Origin of the sequence: Polynucleobacter sp. UB-Piko-W3 (assembly GCF_018881635.1) — a bacterium.
Taxonomy (GTDB): domain Bacteria; phylum Pseudomonadota; class Gammaproteobacteria; order Burkholderiales; family Burkholderiaceae; genus Polynucleobacter.
The window spans coordinates 538,030-554,856 of record NZ_JACVPY010000002.1 but is presented as its reverse complement, the minus strand read 5'-3'; the positions used below and the strand labels follow the sequence as shown (position 1 = coordinate 554,856).

The window sequence follows — 16,827 nt, the reverse complement described above, 5'->3', positions numbered from 1 at the left end:
GTTAATTTAACACGATTGACCACTTTCTACAAAAGGACTTTCCTATCTGTTGTGATTTGAGGGTAATTATCTAGCTGGAAAAATTAATAAGAACTTTCCTACCGGGCTTTCAAGGTTTCCTGACAGATTCCCTTGGGTTTGATTTTTATTCTCTAAATCTTCGAGTGAATTAATGAAATTAAGGGAAATATGAAAACCATCACCCCAGACATGGAGTATCTCAGCACCAGGCAAAGCGCCAAGATTTTGCAGGTCTCTCTTGGAACTGTCCAAAAAATGGTCGAATTAGGTGAATTAATCGCCTGGAAGACTAGAGGTGGCCACAGACGGATATTGGCCAGCTCTCTAGAACAACAGCTACAACGTAGAAAAAGAGCAATGCGGCAAAAATCCAGCCAAAACTGCATTGCTATGGGCATATTCCGGAGAGCTGAAAACAGCCAAGATCTCCTAGAGTCGATTCAAGACTGGCAATTAAAGGTGGAAATGGAGGTCGCCATTGATAGCTTGGAGGGCCTGATGAAGGCAGTCTCTATTGCGCCTGATTTGATCTTTTTAGATGCCCTAATTCCTCCAGTAGAGCAGGTTCACTTGATCCATTATCTGAGTAAAAACAAAGATACACAGAGGATTCCTATATTAGTAGATGAAGGATTTATTAAGCTTCACCCAGGAGTTGTTGCTCTAGCCGATGAAAACAGCAGTCATAGGCCTCCATATGCAGAAAATATTCAAGAAGAGCTAGAAAATGGCCTGATTGAACACAATCCCCTCATCATTGGCTACCCCGCAACTAATATTGAGGTAGATCAATCATGGCCTCAAGGGGGTCGACATGAACTTTTGGAGCCGATCTTTATCGAAGCACTAGGAAAGAAATGCCTATAAATGGATTGATGACGATAAAAAAGGCCGCATCAGCGGCCTTTTTTAATACAAGAAATGGTATTTAGATCAAGTAATCGCTGCGATCCTTGCCATCAATCCACTTTGGCGCCTTGCCGCGGCCTGTCCAGGCTTCACCGGTAGATGGATTGCGGTATTTAGGGGCAACCTTGCCACCACCACTTTTAACGCCTGCTTTGCGACTGAACAAGTCTGAAGCACTTAAGCCATATTGCTCAATGATCACCTTAGCCTTAGCAATACCATCAGCCTTTTCACGGGCAATTGCCTCTTTAATCTGCTTATCTAAATGCTCGCGCTGAGCTAATAGCTCTTTATATGAAGACATCTATTTTTTTCTCCAAGTATTCGGTTATTTAAAATAGCTCAATTAAGTAAATTAAAATATTTAATACCTCATTATATATAAATTAACTTAGAGATCAATATATATATTATTAACCTTATGTTTAAAGGCTTATATTATTAGAAAATATGTATTTATCAATATAATCATTATAAATAATATAATTTATTATGGTGAATTCATGGTCATTACTATTTTCTCAGAGTAAATGTACCGCTCGCTTTAGCAGTAATCTCTCCGGCATCATTTAAAACGACTGCTTCACAGTAATTAATAGTCTTTCCAGCCTTGAGAACATTCCCCTCAACCACAATTTTGCCGATACTTGGACGCAAAAAGCTCGTAGTCATATCAATCGTGATCACGCCCAAAGGATGATTATGGGCACTTCTTGTTGCAGAGGCCATTGCAAAATCGAGCAAAGTCATAATTACACCGCCCTGGGCAACCTGAAAGCTATTGGTAAATTCTGGCTTTAACTCAAGACTAACGCGGGACTTACCATCCCGTGCATATTCTGGGACAACCCCAAGATGATGCAAAAAAGGAATATCCAAACCAAAGAAACTGGTTCGTTCTTGATTGTCGGAATTCGGGGTTGTTGGACTCATATTGTGATCCATTAAAACATTAAAAATTGATGGTCGGGGCGAGAGGATTTGAACCTCCGACCACATGCACCCCATGCATGTACGCTACCAGGCTGCGCTACGCCCCGACAAGAGACAAAATTGTATCAGTAACTATTTAGACAGAATTTGCAGAACCGCTTGCAATTCATCGCGCAGACGGAGCTCGCCGCGCACTTCATCAAGGCGGTTTCTAGCGCCGCTGATGGTAAAGCCCTCTTCATAAAGAAGCGCTCTGATTTTACGAATCAACACCACTTCATGGTGCTGATAGTAGCGACGATTACCGCGGCGTTTTTGGGGGCTAAGTTGTGAAAACTCCTGCTCCCAGTAACGCAATACGTGTGAACGTACGCCACATAATTCTGCTACTTCACCAATCGTGAAATAGCGTTTAGAAGGTATCGGGGGAAGTTGAGAGCTCGGCAGAGCCGAGCTAGCATCAAACTCGGTTTTCTCGAGCATGTGACTCCACTACATCTTTAAGCTTTTGACTTGCATGAAATGTCACTACACGTCTTGCTGCTATCGGAATCATTTGACCTGTTTTTGGATTTCGGCCAGGACGAGCCGATTTGTTGCGCAACTGGAAATTACCAAAACCAGAAATCTTTACTTCAACACCGGACTCAAGCGAGTGGCCAATGCGATCAAAAAAAGCATCGATCATATCTTTAGCTTCACGCTTATTGAGTCCTACTTGATCAAAGAGCGCTTCTGAAAGCTCATTCTTGGTAACGGTGTCATTGATGTTTAAGTCACTCATTGCTAGTCTCTTTTGTAACGTTTTTTTGCTATTTGCCTAATATTAAACCTAGCGCAGACGGGCTGCGCATTTTTTTTCTACGGCACTCAGTAAAGAGGCCATAACTGCATCAATTTGGGGGTCTTGTAATGTTTCATTAGGGTTTAACAGGATCACGCGGAAAGCCAAACTCTTTTCATCATCAGCCATACTGCTTGATCCTGCCTTCGGCCTGAACTCATCAAAGAGTTCAATGGCACGAACAAAATTCTGCTTACTAGCCATCATTGCATCAAGTAAAGATTGTGCGGAAACATCTTCTTTAACCACTAGAGCTAAGTCACGTTGCACCGCAGGAAACTTACTCAGTTCCCCGGGCTGCGGTAAACCGAGCTCTCTGATTGGGTCGAGATCTAATTCAAACAAAACGGGTGCTTGTGGCAGCTCATATACTTGTTGCAAACCTGGGTGTAATTCACCTACCCAACCAACTGAAATTTTTCCAGAATGTGTTTTGAGGAAAATTTGTGCAGAGCGACCTGGGTGTAAAGCGGGATGCCGTGCAGCCTCAGTCACAAAATGCAGGGGATCTAGAACTCTCTCAAGGTCACCCTTCACATCAAAGAAATCTACCGCACGATTAGCGCTTGCCCACTGCTCTGCTACAAAAGAGCCGTAAGCCAAGCCCCCTACTTTTTGTATTTGACTAAAGCCGGCTACCTTGCCTGGAGCTTCTTTAACACTAGGATCACGCTTAAATACACGACCAGTCTCAAAAAGACGAACACGCCCTGCACCACGATTCAAATTGGCCTTCAGATTAATAAGTAAGCCACCCCAAAGAGTGCTTCGCATCACGCAGTATTGACTTGCAATCGGGTTCAAGACTGCAATGGCCTCTTTCTCGGCAGTGGCAGTAAGGCGCTGTTCGCTTTCAAGATCAGTAAAGCCAAAGTTAACAGCTTCTTGATAGCCTTGCAAAGCAAAACGCTGACGCAATACATGAATGCCACGCTTAGATTCCGGTTTTGCACTCATCTTCAAAGAAGCTATCGGTGGCTGATCTGGAATATTCTCAAAGCCGTACATCCGGGCAACTTCTTCGATTAAATCTTCTTCGATCTCAATATCAAAGCGATAGCTAGGAGGAGTTACAACGAATGCATCACCCTCATGCTTAAATTCAAAGCCAAGGCGCTTAAAGACGTCAGCAACAATCTGCTCAGTTAGCGGAATGCCAATGACTTTTTCAGCGCGCGCTAAACGTAACTTCACTTTTTTGCGCTCGGGCACGTTTAGAACCTGGTCATCTACTGGACCTGCTTGACCTCCACAGACCTCTAGAATGAGGGCCGATAAGTACTCAAGACAATTGACGGTATTTTGTGGATCTACACCACGCTCGAAACGGTGTGCTGCATCGGTGCTGAAATTAAAACGACGAGCACGTCCCTGAATAGCTGAAGGCAACCAATAGGCTGCTTCAACATAAATATTCTGAGTGTCATCACTCACAGCGCAATGATTGCCGCCCATAATACCTGCAAGTGCTACTGGGCCTTTTTGATCTGCCACTACACCAGCTTCTTGCACCTTACTAGCAGAATCTGGGCCCTGTAATGTCACGGTTTGGCCGTTAAGGAGCTCAAGAGTTTCGCCGGACTTAGCCCAACGAACTGAAATATCATCTTCTAGCTTATCGATATCAAACACATGGGTCGGCTGACCCATTTCTAACATGACGTAGTTCGAAAGATCGACTAATGCAGAAATACTTCTTTGACCGGCGCGCGCTAAGCGCTGCACAATCCAGTTAGGAGTTGTTGCTTTAGGATTAACGCCACGAATCACTCGACCTGCAAAGCGGCCACAAAGCTCTTTATTCTCTACTGTGACTTTACGTTTATCTTGGATTGATACTGCTGGTGGAGTCCATTTGGGAGCACAGAGTGCGGCTCCAGTAATGGCAGAAACTTCTCTTGCCATACCCATTAAAGATAAGCAGTCTGCTTTATTCGGCGTCAACTTAATGACAAAGATTTGATCATCGAGATCTAAATATTCACGAATATCTTTACCAACAGGGGCGTCTAAGGGCAACTCTAGGATACCCTCATGACCATCATCCAAGCCAAGCTCACGACCAGAGCACAACATGCCCTGACTTTCTACTCCACGGAGTTTTCCTACTTTAATCATGAAAGGCTTGCCACCGGCTTCTGCTGGGGGCAATTCTGCGCCTACTAAGGCACAGGGAATCTTGATGCCAACACGTGCATTAGGCGCACCGCAAACTATTTGTAACTCTTGACCTGTTCCAGCATCCACTTTGCACACGCGCAAACGGTCAGCATCAGGATGCTGCTCAGCAGAGAGAATTTGTGCAACCACAACTTTAGTAAATGCGGGGGCAACAGAGTGCTGCTCTTCAACTTCTAAACCCGCCATTGTCATAGCATGGCCTAAAGCATCACTATCGAGTGATGGGTTTACATACTGCCGGAGCCAAGATTCGGAAAATTGCATAACTTATCTGTACTTTCTTAAGCAGGAAACTGCGCTAAGAAACGTAAATCATTTTCAAAGAAGAGGCGTAAGTCATCTATGCCATAACGCAACATAGATAGACGCTCTAAACCAGATCCAAAGGCAAAGCCGGTATAGCGCTCTGGATCAATGCCCATATTGCGCAGAACGTTGGGATGCACCTGCCCTGCTCCAGAAATCTCTAACCAACGGCCGGCAAGCTTGCCACTACCAAAGGCCATATCAATTTCTGCAGACGGCTCAGTAAATGGGAAATAGGATGGGCGGAAACGAACTTGTAATTCGTTGGTTTCAAAAAAAGTTCTTAAGAAATCAGTGTATACGCCCTTCAGATCGGCAAATGAAACGCTCTCTGCAATCCACAAACCTTCAACCTGATGAAACATCGGCGAATGGGTTGCATCACTATCAACGCGATACGTTCTACCGGGTGCAATCACTTTGATTGGGGGCATCACATCAGCATTGGCATATTTCTTGACATGCTCACTGGCATAGCGCACCTGAATCGGACTGGTATGGGTACGTAATAGCAAAGGCTTCTCATGAGAGTCTTTGCCATCAATATAGAAAGTATCCTGCATGGAACGAGCCGGATGATTCTCTGGGCTATTCAAAGCGGTGAAATTAAACCAGTCAGTTTCAATTTCTGGGCCATCTGCAACATCAAAACCAATGGAGCTAAAGATCTCCTCAACTCGCTCCCAGGTACGCATCACTGGGTGCAAACTGCCTACTGCTTGGCCACGGCCTGGCATAGAAACATCGATCGACTCCGCAGCAAGACGTTGCGTCAACACAGCATCAGCCAAAGACTGGCGACGCTCTTGCAATGCATCTTCTACCTGAGTTTTGATTTGATTAATTTGGGCGCCAGCACTCTTGCGCTCTTCAGGCGACATTCCACCAAGCGCTTTTAAACGCTCAGTGAGAACACCTGATTTACCGAGATACTTGGCTTTCGCGTCCTCAAGAGCTGCTGCATCAGCAGCCCCGAGGAAATCACGTTTAGCATCCTCGACAATGTGGTCGAGAGAAACCATTGCAGCTTAGTTTAGAAAACTAAGAATTAAGCTGCAGCGTTTACTACGGATTTAATCCGAGTAACCAAAGCGGCAAAAGCCGGCTTGTCAGCAATGGCCATATCAGAAAGCACTTTGCGATCGAGATCGATTGAGGCCTTCTTCATACCATTCATGAATACGCTATAGGTCATGTCATGCTCACGCACTGCCGCGTTGATACGGGCAATCCACAAAGCGCGGAATACACGTTTCTTATTACGACGGTCACGATAGGCATATTGACCAGCACGCATAACCGCTTGCTTAGCAATACGAAATACGTTTTTACGACGACCGCGGTAACCTGTTGCGGCATCAGTGATTTTCTTATGACGGGCTCTTGCTGTAACCCCACGTTTGACTCTTGGCATTGAATTCTCCTAATCTAGTCTGAGGTTAAGCGTAAGGAAGCATGGAGCGAATTGACTTGACGTCAGCTTTCGCAACTTCTGTGGAACCACGCAAATGACGCTTGTTCTTAGTGGTCTTCTTGGTGAGGATGTGGCGTTTGAAAGCCTGACCTCGTTTGATCGTTCCGCCTGCGCGAACCGTGAAGCGCTTCTTAGCGCTACTCTTGCTCTTCATCTTGGGCATAAAGCACCCCTTCATTCACTTGTGCAACATAGGTGGTAACCGACGGTTACTCTTCCTGTACCCAGAAGCACTTCTAACTGCCAGCACTTTTTTAGTGCCTCCCTACATAAGAACCAGGTAGAACCTGATTACTTAGCCTTGCGAATGGGGGCCAATACCATCACCATCTGGCGGCCTTCCATTTTTGGAAACTGTTCAACTTGGCCATGCTCTACAAGGTCCAACTTCAAACGTTCCAACATTCTGACTCCGATTTCTTGGTGGGCCATTTCACGACCCCGAAACCGCAGCGTAATCTTTGTCTTATCGCCATCTTCTAAAAAGCGGATTAGATTGCGTAGCTTTACACCGTAGTCACCATCATCAGTGCCGGGACGGAATTTCACTTCCTTCACCTGAATCACTTTTTGCTTCAGCTTTGCTTCATGCATCCGCTTGGCTTCTTGGTACTTGAATTTGCCGAAGTCCATGATCCGGACTACAGGTGGTTCAGCTGTCGGAGCAATTTCCACCAAATCGGTTTCTTTCTCTTCTGCTGCAGCCAAGGCTTCACTCAATTTAACTACACCGATGGGCTCTCCATCAATTCCAATCAAACGCACTTCAGGAGCAGTAATTTCCCGGTTAATGCGCTGCAATTTTTCAGTAGCGATCTTCTTAATTCCTTTAAAAAAACAATAAAAACCGTACGAAATCTACCTGAGCCCTAGCTAGGCTCGGGTCCGACTTTCTGGGATATATCCTGCTGGAGTCGGGCAACGAAAGCATCAAGAGGCATTACACCTAAATCGACTCCGCCACGGGCACGAACGGCCACCGTATTACTTTCAGATTCTTTATCCCCAACAACTAACAAAAATGGGATCTTCTGTAATGCGTGCTCGCGTATTTTATACGTAATTTTCTCATTCCGCAAATCTGCTTCGACTCTAAACCCTTGTTTTTTCAGCGATTGCTGCACTTGTTGTGCATATGCAGCAGAATTTCCGGAGATATTGAGGACTACAGCCTGCGTTGGGGCAAGCCAAACGGGCATATTTCCAGCATGGTTTTCGATCAAAATACCGATAAAACGCTCTAAAGAACCCACAATTGCCCTGTGAAGCATGACTGGGGTCTTACGGCTATTGTCTTCAGCCACATACTCAGCCCCCAAACGCTCTGGCATCGAGAAATCCACCTGTATCGTGCCGCACTGCCAAGTTCGTCCAATCGAGTCTTTGAGGTGATATTCGATCTTTGGACCATAAAAAGCACCCTCGCCTGGTAATTCTTCCCATTCTTGACCAGAAGCCTTCAAAGCACCACGAAGGGCCTCTTCCGCTTTGTCCCAGATGGCATCATCACCAACTCGCTTGGCAGGACGTAAAGCCAGCTTCACGGCCACTTCAGTAAATCCAAAATCTTGGTACACGGCGCGGACCGCTTTATCAAAGTTGGCTACTTCAGACTGAATTTGATCTTCAGTACAAAAAATATGACCATCGTCTTGTGTAAAGCCACGCACACGCATCAAACCATGCAAAGCACCTGATGGTTCATTACGGTGACATTGGCCAAATTCACCAAAGCGCAATGGCAGCTCACGGTAACTATGCAAGCCAGAGTTATAAATTTGTACATGGCCAGGACAATTCATCGGCTTTAATGCATAAGCACGATTCTCCGACTCAGTAGTAAACATATTTTCTTTATAGTTTTCCCAGTGGCCCGATTTTTCCCAAAGTGCACGATCCAAAATTTGGGGGGCTTTAACCTCTTGATAACCTTCTTGCTGATACACGCGACGCATGTATTGCTCAACCTCCTGCCAAATTGACCAGCCTTTGGGATGCCAAAAAATTAAGCCTGGAGCCTCTTCTTGGAAATGAAATAAATCAAGCTGTTTACCTAGGCGACGGTGATCACGCTTTTCAGATTCTTCCAGCATATGCAAATACGCATCTTGATCTTCTTTACGCAACCAAGCAGTACCGTAGATACGCTGCAACATCTCATTCTTACTATCACCACGCCAGTAAGCACCAGCAAGCTTCATAAGCTTAAATACCTTTAACTTTCCAGTAGAAGGTACATGGGGTCCGCGACATAAATCAGTGAACTTGCCCTCAGCATAAAGCGAGACATCTTCACCCTGCGGAATGCTCGCAATGAGTTCTGCCTTGTAATTTTCACCCTGATCTTTGAAAAATTTCACTGCCTCATCTCTTGGAATGACAGTGCGTGTTACTGGCTCATCTTTTTTAGCGAGCTCAGTCATTTTCTTTTCAAGAGCAACTAAGTCATCCGGCGTGAAGGGCCGGTGATAGGCAAAGTCGTAATAAAAACCGTTCTCTACCACTGGACCAATGGTTACTTGCGCTTCTGGGAATAACTCTTTTACAGCATATGCCAATAAATGCGCTGTCGAGTGGCGCACAATCTCAAGCGCTTCAGGGCTCTTGTCGGTAATGATGGCGAGCTGACTATCTTTGTCAATCACAAAACTCGTATCAACCATCTTGCCATCAACAACGCCACCTAAAGCTGCTTTTGCAAGACCACTTCCGATACTTTGGGCAACATCCGCTACGCGAACGGAGGCCTCAAACTCTCGTTTTGATCCATCGGGCAGAGTAACAACTAGCATGATGACTCCATCTTATTTACTGAACTTCCGTTTTACTACTATGACCTAAAAATAAAGCGCGGCAGCTTATGGGCATCCGCGCCTTGGGTTTCCCCATCGGGTCTTATTCGTTGGTAGGCTCGATTGGACTCGAACCAACGACCCCCACCATGTCAAGGTGGTGCTCTAACCAGCTGAGCTACGAGCCTATACAGCCATAGAGTTTATCACCGGCGACGCACTTGGGTGACCCCTTTAACTTCCTCCAGAGCATTTTGAATGAGGCGTAGTACTTCAGAGTCCTGTACTTCCACCGTTAAAAGGATCTGGGCTAGGCCTTTTTTAGCAGATTTACGCAAATCAATGACATGCACCCCTTGGCGAGTCAGGATCTCAAACAGCTCGCGCATGAGATCTTGGCGATCTAAGCCAATCACCACCAAATCTGCTGGGAACACGCGCTTTTGATCTTGCTCTCTAGTGGATTTGGCTGTTGTAGTCCAAGCAGTTTGAATCACGCGTTCAGGAGCTCTTTCCAAAAGTCCTCTAAAGGTTTTGCATGAGCGACGATGAATGGAGACGCCTCTGCCCTGCGTTACAAACCCTGCAATCGTATCCGGCGGGACTGGCCTGCAGCAACGAGCCAATTGCGTGAGTAAAGAATCTACGCCCACCACTAAGACATCGCTACCTTGTCCAGTTTTACGAGTACTACTGCGCAAAACAATTTCTGGCGTAGCTAGTTTTTCTTCTGGGATTAATTCGGCCTTAGCTTCTATGGGCTTGGCTGTAAGACCAGCCTCTTCATCATCAAGAGCATTAAACCAAGCCCGCACTCTTGAGCGCGCTCTATGGGAGCGTAAATAATGCTTATCTGGACTGATCCAATCCCGCGATGGGCCGCCGTGTTTGACAGCAACAATTTCAATCGTCTGACCATTTTGCAATGCGGTCTCTAGAGGCACCATTGCACCATCAACGCGCGCACCTCTACAACGATGGCCTAGACTCGTATGTACGGCATAGGCAAAGTCAACTGGCGTAGACCCTTTTTCGAGAGAAAGAACTTTTCCTAATGGTGTGAGTACGTAGATGTGATCATCAATCTCGTGATGCTTAAGTTGCTCCCAGGCATCCTCTTTCCAAGAAATCAACTGTCTTGCCCAAGCAATCTGTCTTTCATAGGCGACTTCTGCGCTATCGGTACCTTGTTGGTGTACAACACCAGGTTTACTTGCTTTGGCAGAATTGGGTGGAGTAGCCATGCCAATATAAGCCCCCTCTTTATAACGCCAGTGGGCTGCTAAACCATACTCTGCTTGTTGGTGCATGTCTTGAGTACGAACCTGAATCTCAAAGGCCGTTCCATCTTCATTCATGACTACCGTATGGAGTGATTGGTAGCCGTTTGGTTTGGGACGCGCAATGTAATCATCAAACTCGCGCGGCACTGGCTGCCAAACGTTGTGCACAATGCCTAAGACTGTGTAGCAGGACTTGACATCCGTAACTAAGACACGAAATGCTCTCACATCGTAGAGATCAGCAAAGTCCAGTGACTTGCCTTGCATCTTTTTCCAGATGCTATAGATATGTTTTGGTCGACCAAGAACTTCGCCATCGATATGCGCTAACTTCAATTCTTCTTGAAGCTGTAAAACAATCCGATCAATAAATGATTGACGCTCAATTCTTTTGGCATCGAGCATCTTCGCAATATTGCGATAGGTATCGGGTGACATGGCTCTAAATGCCAAGTCCTCCATCTCCCACTTCATTTGCCAGATACCCAGACGATTGGCCAATGAGGCGTCGATATTGAGAATCTCTTTAGCCCAAGGAGCAGGCATAGCTATTTCTTCATGAGTAATCCAGCGCAGCGTTTGCAGACGAGAAGCCAAATAGATGAGGACTACCCGAAGATCGTCGCCGAAAGCTAAAAGCATCTTACGCAACATTTCTTCTTGGCCTGCAACACTTAAGCCACCATCATCACGCACCAATTTTGCTTGCGCCTGACGCAAACCTCGGTAGCCAATTAATAGCTTTGCAGACTCTTCGCCAATCAGCTTGATAAGCGCTTCTCTGCCATGGGTGCGCGCAATATTACTAGCAGCAGTTAATGTAGCCTCATCAAGGCCAAGTGCTTGCAGAATTCGCAAGACGCCAGCGGCATGTGCTTCGGCTGGCTCATCGTACCAAGCATCAATATATATTGGTTTGCTAGAAACATTTGCCATTGGCAACCAAGCCTTAGCTAAAGAATTCTTGTGCTAGAGCAACTTGTTCTTTTTTTACAAATGCAGGTGCGTGGCCCACATTTGGAATCTCAATACTGCGAGCATGCGGATTTACTTTACACATCTGCTCAACTGTAGCTGCAGAGAGCAAGTCTGATTGAGCGCCACGCACAATCAACATCGGAATATGAATTTGCTTAAATGCATGCCACATCGCCATCTCGCCTGCCTTGGCCATAATGGGATTTACGGATGCAAACGGCACGGCAATATCGGGATCGTAATGCATGATCCATAGGCCATTGCGTTCAATCAACATTGGGCCGTTATAAGTTTCCCACTCATCGGGGGTATGCTCACCAAAGCTAGCACAGATAGTGTTAAGTCTATTTAAGGCATCGGTACGGTTAGCAAATGAAAAGGGTTGGCCTACGTAGGAGCCTAGACGCTTGATAGCTTCAGCCTCAATTTTTGGCCCCACATCATTAATCAACATTTTACGAATTGGGGAGTTTGGCATCGCTGCATAAACCATACCAATCAAACCGCCCATGGAAGTTCCAAACCAGTCGACTTGAGATACGCCTAGCGTTTTTACAAGCTGAGCAATATCAGCAACATACTGCGGAACAGCATATTGCATGGGATTACTTAAGCGATCAGAATCTCCCCTGCCAACGACATCTGGGCAAACCACGTAATAGTCCTTACACATTGCTTCAGCGAGAGTCTTAAAGTCACTTCCGCGCCTTGTCAGTCCATGTACGCATAGCAATACTTTGGGATTTCTGGGATTGCCCCAAGCGTGATAAGCCATACGATGAGTGCTCTCACCATCCATACACTGCACGTAAAAAGTATCGCCTTGGTGATTGACTGGCACTGAGAGCGCATCATCCTGAAAATGCTCATCATGAGTGTGATCATCCATGGTGCCAAACACCTCTGGCTGCAAGGTCACATGGTCAATGCCATGTTGATCTAAAAGCATAGTGTTGATGCGGGACATAATTTGCGGCCACTCTTGCATCTCAGCAATCTCAATATGGCCAATCAATGCTGGGAAACTGGGGGTCATCTCCCAAACGTGTAGATCATGCACAGCTAATACGCCAGGCACTCCTCTCAAATCTTTTCCTACTTGCAAATAGTCGATATGAAGTGGAACGCCCTCCATCAGGAAGTGATAAGACTCATGGAGAATAGCAATGGTGGATTTGAGAATCAAAAGAGAAACTAGGATAGATAGAATCGCATCAATTGGCATCCATCCCGTCAACTGAATCACGATACCGGCAATCAAAGCAGCAATCGATCCAAGTAAGTCACCCATGACATGAACCAGAGCAGCGCGGGTATTGACGCTTTTCTTATCACGCGATAGAACCCAGGCAACCACAATATTCATGAGAAGGCCAATACCAGCTACCACAGTAACTGTAAAGCCATCCACTTGATGTGGATCATAAAAGCGACTAATCGCCTCAAACACAATCCACACCACTAAAGCTAACATCGCAATACTATTTACAAAAGCAGCCAGCGCTTCCGCCCTACCAAAACCAAAAGAATGTTTTGGTGAAGGGGGGCGACGAGAAATAATTTGCGCCAAGAGCGCTAAACCTAGAGCAGCAGCATCAGTCACCATGTGACCGGCATCCGAGATCAAGGCTAAAGAATTAGCAAAATAAGCAGCGGCGCCCTCAACTCCTGCAAAACCAAGAGTCAGCACAAGGGCAATCAACAGTAGGTTTTGGTTTGAAACTTGCTTGCTATGGGCATGCTGTGCATCGCCCTTTTTATGGGCGTGCAGAGAAGGATCAAGTTCAGAACTCATCTGAGCTTTTGGTTTTACTGAGGGTGAATGATGGGATCCCGACATGGTGATCCCATTATTTCATTAAATAATGAAGTTGTTAGAAACCCGCTGTATCGACAGGGGCACCCGTTTTAGAAATCACCACTTCTTTAGTGACACCAGGGGCTAATTCAGTCAATTTCAGACCTTTTGGAGTGATATCTAATACACACAGGTCAGTAATGATTTGGCTAATGACCCCCACGCCAGTTAATGGCAAGGTGCATTTAGGCAAAATCTTGAGTTCTTCTGAGCCATCTTTCTTTTTGGCAACATGTTCCATCAAGACAACTACATGCTTTACGCCTGCAACCAAATCCATCGCACCGCCCATGCCTTTAACCATCTTGCCAGGAATCATCCAGTTGGCGATATCACCTTGCTCACTTACCTGCATCGCACCTAAAAATGCAATATTGATTTTTCCACCACGAATCATTCCAAAAGCATCGGCTGATGAAAAAATGGAAGAGCCAGGCAAAGTTGTAATAGTTTGTTTTCCGGCATTGATCAAATCAGCATCAATCTGATCTTCCGTTGGAAACGGTCCAATACCCAGCAAACCATTTTCAGACTGCAGCCATACTTCTATACCAGCAGGCACATGATTGGCAACTAAGGTAGGAATGCCGATACCCAAGTTTACGTAATAACCGTCTTTTAACTCTTTGGCAGCACGTGCTGCCATCTCATCTCTAGTCCAAGGCATTTTGATCTTTCTAAATTCTTTTAAGTGTTCTTTGGGGTAATTAGCGTGCGGCTGAAATGGTGCGCTGCTCAATACGCTTCTCAGGGCTTGCATTAATTACAAGGCGATGCACGTAGATGCTAGGAGTATGAATCTCGGCAGGATCTAAAGCACCATTCTCAACAATCTCTTCTACCTCAGCCACTGTAATCTTTCCTGCCATAGCAACAACTGGGTTGAAGTTGCGAGCAGTGTGTCGATAAACCAAATTACCCGAGCGGTCTGCCTTCCAAGCTTTTACCAGCGAAATGTCAGTAATAATCGAGCGCTCCATGATGTACTTTTCGCCATCAAATTCTTTCACCTCTTTACCCTCAGCAACCAATGTGCCAACACCAGTCTTTGTGTAAAAAGCAGGAATGCCGCAACCTCCAGCGCGTAATTTTTCTGCCAGAGTACCTTGTGGAGTGAACTCTAGTTCTAGTTCGCCTGCAAGATATTGACGCTCAAATTCTTTATTCTCACCAACATAAGAAGCAACCATCTTTTTTACTTGACGAGAGTTCAATAGCAAGCCTAAGCCGAAACCATCGACGCCCGCGTTATTGGATACCGCAGTCAAATTTTGCGCGCCAAGTTGTTTTACTGCCTCAATTAAGGCCTCAGGAATGCCGCATAGACCAAAACCGCCAACACCGAGTTTTTGTCCGTCTTTTAAAATATCCCTCAAGGCATCTGCTGCTGATGGGTAGGTTTTATTCATCACTTTTTCCTAATATTGCCAAAATGGGTAAAAAAGCAATCATAACGCCTCAGACCCTAAAGTCTAGGCAGCTGAGGTACAACTGAGGCATTACTTGGGCACCAAATTGGTTTTTGGCTATTCGCACTAAACTAATAGGGCTGAAAAGCCTATTTTTAAGGGATTGGAATGAACGCTGCAGAACTAGTAGAGCAATTTGGGCCCAGAGAGTCTATGGACTATGACTTAGTCATCGTTGGTGGCGGCCCCGCTGGTCTATCCGCAGCAATTAAAGCCAAACAATTGGCCCAGTCCTCTGGCAAAGATATCAGTGTCTGCCTTCTTGAAAAAGGCTCTGAAATTGGCGCCCACATTCTGTCTGGAGCTGTCATGGACCCCAAGGCCCTCAGCGAGCTATTTCCTAATTGGAAAGAAATGGGTGCCCCGCTTGAAACTGAAGTGACCCAAGATCAATTTTTATTCCTAACTTCTGATAACTCCTATCAAGTTCCTAATTGGGTACTTCCCGACTGCTTTAAAAATGAAGGTAACTATATTGTTAGCTTGGCTAACGTTACTCGCTGGCTAGGGCAACAAGCAGAGAGCCTTGGTGTAGAAATTTTTCCTGGCTTTCCTGCAGCAGAAATTTTATACAACGAGCAAGGCGCAGTGTGTGGTGTGATTACCGGCTCCATGGGTCTAGATAGAGAAGGCAGGCCAACTGATCAGTTCCAGCTTGGCATGGAACTGCGTGCGAAGTACACACTCTTTGCTGAAGGGTCTCGCGGCCATCTTGGTAAGCAGCTCATTTCTCACTTTTCTCTAGACAAAGATGCTGATCCACAAAGCTACGGTATTGGTATTAAAGAACTCTGGGAGGTCGAACCCTCCAAGAGTAAGCCTGGTCTAGTAGTTCACACTGCTGGCTGGCCCTTGGAGAGTGATACCTATGGCGGCTCCTTTCTGTATCACTTAGGGGATAACAAAGTTGCTGTTGGCTTAGTGGTTGGGCTTGCTTATAAGAATCCATACCTCTCTCCTTTTGAAGAATTCCAACGCTATAAATTACATCCCAAGATCCGTGAAACATTTGAAGGTGGCAAGCGAATTGCTTACGGCGCACGTGCACTAACTGCTGGTGGATTAAATAGCCTGCCTAAGGTAGTCTTTCCAGGTGGCGCACTCATTGGTTGTGATGCAGGATTCTTAAATGCCTCACGTATTAAAGGCAGTCACGCCGCAATCAAAACAGGTATGTTGGCAGCAGAAGCGGCAGTAGCCGCCATTTCTGAAAATCGCTCGGCTGATGTTCTTTCTGCTTATCCAGCCGCATTCCAAAATAGCTGGCTGCATACCGAACTAAATCAAGCTCGTAACTTTAAGCCTTGGATGTCTAAAGGGCTCTACCTTGGCACTCTCATGGTGGGCTTAGAGCAAAAACTCTTAGGCGGCAATGTGCCTTGGACAGTTCATGTCAAACATGCAGATCATGAATGTCTAGAGCCCGCAGCACAGCATCAACCGATCATCTATCCAAAACCTGATGGCAAGCTGAGCTTTGATCGTCTCTCTTCGGTATTTATCTCCAACACCAACCACGCCGAGAATCAGCCTATTCATTTAACTCTGAAGAATGATTCTGTGCCGGTAGACATCAACTTGAAGACCTATGCTGGTCCAGAGCAACGCTATTGCCCTGCAGGTGTATATGAATATGTAGAAACCGATGGTAAACCCCGTTTACAGATTAATGCTCAAAACTGCGTCCACTGCAAAACGTGCGACATTAAAGACCCTGGCCAAAATATCACCTGGATCACACCAGAAGGTGGTGGTGGCCCCAACTACTCGGCAATGTAA

Annotated in this window: 16 protein-coding genes and 2 tRNA genes; 2 read left to right on the top strand and 16 right to left on the bottom strand. The window is 45.8% G+C overall.

The window, feature by feature from the left end; translation table 11 throughout:
* Positions 1–189 precede the first annotated feature (189 nt).
* Complete coding sequence (locus ICN31_RS03130) at positions 190–888, top strand: helix-turn-helix domain-containing protein (RefSeq protein WP_216258483.1); 699 nt, start codon at positions 190–192, stop codon at positions 886–888.
* Between the two features lie 61 nt (positions 889–949).
* Here the strand turns inward: ICN31_RS03130 and ICN31_RS03125 are convergent, their stop codons facing one another.
* The 16 genes from ICN31_RS03125 to ICN31_RS03050 form a co-directional block, all read right to left on the bottom strand.
* Entirely contained in the window at positions 950–1,234 is a 285-nt protein-coding gene (locus ICN31_RS03125) for an H-NS family nucleoid-associated regulatory protein (RefSeq protein WP_216258481.1), read from the bottom strand.
* A gap of 209 nt (positions 1,235–1,443) precedes the next feature.
* Entirely contained in the window at positions 1,444–1,863 is a 420-nt protein-coding gene (locus ICN31_RS03120; RefSeq protein ID WP_255530896.1) for a PaaI family thioesterase, read from the bottom strand.
* Positions 1,864–1,893: 30 nt separating this feature from the next.
* Positions 1,894–1,970 (bottom strand) — tRNA-Pro (locus tag ICN31_RS03115).
* A 25-nt stretch (positions 1,971–1,995) separates the two neighbouring features.
* Complete coding sequence (locus tag ICN31_RS03110) at positions 1,996–2,346, bottom strand: MerR family transcriptional regulator (protein WP_216258478.1); 351 nt, start codon at positions 2,344–2,346, stop codon at positions 1,996–1,998.
* On the bottom strand, positions 2,324–2,647 hold the full coding sequence (locus tag ICN31_RS03105) for an integration host factor subunit alpha (protein ID WP_216258475.1): 324 nt from the start codon (positions 2,645–2,647) through the stop codon (positions 2,324–2,326). The genes ICN31_RS03110 and ICN31_RS03105 overlap by 23 nt, the downstream gene beginning before the upstream one ends.
* A 48-nt stretch (positions 2,648–2,695) precedes the next feature.
* Entirely contained in the window at positions 2,696–5,152 is a 2,457-nt protein-coding gene (gene pheT / locus ICN31_RS03100; protein ID WP_216258472.1) for a phenylalanine--tRNA ligase subunit beta, read from the bottom strand.
* Positions 5,153–5,169: 17 nt separating this feature from the next.
* Entirely contained in the window at positions 5,170–6,216 is a 1,047-nt protein-coding gene (gene pheS / locus ICN31_RS03095) for a phenylalanine--tRNA ligase subunit alpha (protein WP_216258470.1), read from the bottom strand.
* 26 nt (positions 6,217–6,242) lie between these two features.
* Complete coding sequence (rplT, locus tag ICN31_RS03090; RefSeq protein WP_028818624.1) at positions 6,243–6,608, bottom strand: 50S ribosomal protein L20; 366 nt, start codon at positions 6,606–6,608, stop codon at positions 6,243–6,245.
* A 25-nt stretch (positions 6,609–6,633) separates the two neighbouring features.
* A complete protein-coding gene (gene rpmI, locus ICN31_RS03085; protein WP_011902674.1) occupies positions 6,634–6,831 on the bottom strand; it encodes a 50S ribosomal protein L35 in 198 nt (65 codons plus the stop codon).
* 128 nt (positions 6,832–6,959) lie between these two features.
* The gene (gene infC, locus ICN31_RS03080; RefSeq protein ID WP_206075464.1) at positions 6,960–7,484 is read right to left on the bottom strand and encodes a translation initiation factor IF-3; all 525 of its coding nucleotides are present in this window, start codon (positions 7,482–7,484) and stop codon (positions 6,960–6,962) included.
* Positions 7,485–7,537: 53 nt separating this feature from the next.
* Positions 7,538–9,460, bottom strand: a complete 1,923-nt coding sequence (gene thrS, locus ICN31_RS03075) for a threonine--tRNA ligase (RefSeq protein ID WP_216258468.1) — start codon at positions 9,458–9,460, stop codon at positions 7,538–7,540.
* Between the two features lie 111 nt (positions 9,461–9,571).
* Positions 9,572–9,648, bottom strand: a tRNA-Val gene (locus ICN31_RS03070).
* Between the two features lie 18 nt (positions 9,649–9,666).
* A complete protein-coding gene (locus ICN31_RS03065) occupies positions 9,667–11,679 on the bottom strand; it encodes a bifunctional (p)ppGpp synthetase/guanosine-3',5'-bis(diphosphate) 3'-pyrophosphohydrolase (protein WP_216258466.1) in 2,013 nt (670 codons plus the stop codon).
* 13 nt (positions 11,680–11,692) lie between these two features.
* Complete coding sequence (locus ICN31_RS10675) at positions 11,693–13,516, bottom strand: alpha/beta fold hydrolase (protein WP_216258464.1); 1,824 nt, start codon at positions 13,514–13,516, stop codon at positions 11,693–11,695.
* Between the two features lie 79 nt (positions 13,517–13,595).
* Positions 13,596–14,246: a CoA transferase subunit B gene (locus ICN31_RS03055; protein ID WP_216258462.1), complete on the bottom strand. Its 651-nt coding sequence runs from the start codon at positions 14,244–14,246 to the stop codon at positions 13,596–13,598.
* Positions 14,247–14,286: 40 nt separating this feature from the next.
* Positions 14,287–14,988: a CoA transferase subunit A gene (locus ICN31_RS03050; RefSeq protein ID WP_216258458.1), complete on the bottom strand. Its 702-nt coding sequence runs from the start codon at positions 14,986–14,988 to the stop codon at positions 14,287–14,289.
* Between the two features lie 168 nt (positions 14,989–15,156).
* Here ICN31_RS03050 and ICN31_RS03045 point away from each other — a divergent pair, with 168 nt between their 5' ends.
* The gene (locus ICN31_RS03045) at positions 15,157–16,827 is read left to right on the top strand and encodes an electron transfer flavoprotein-ubiquinone oxidoreductase (RefSeq protein WP_216258456.1); all 1,671 of its coding nucleotides are present in this window, start codon (positions 15,157–15,159) and stop codon (positions 16,825–16,827) included.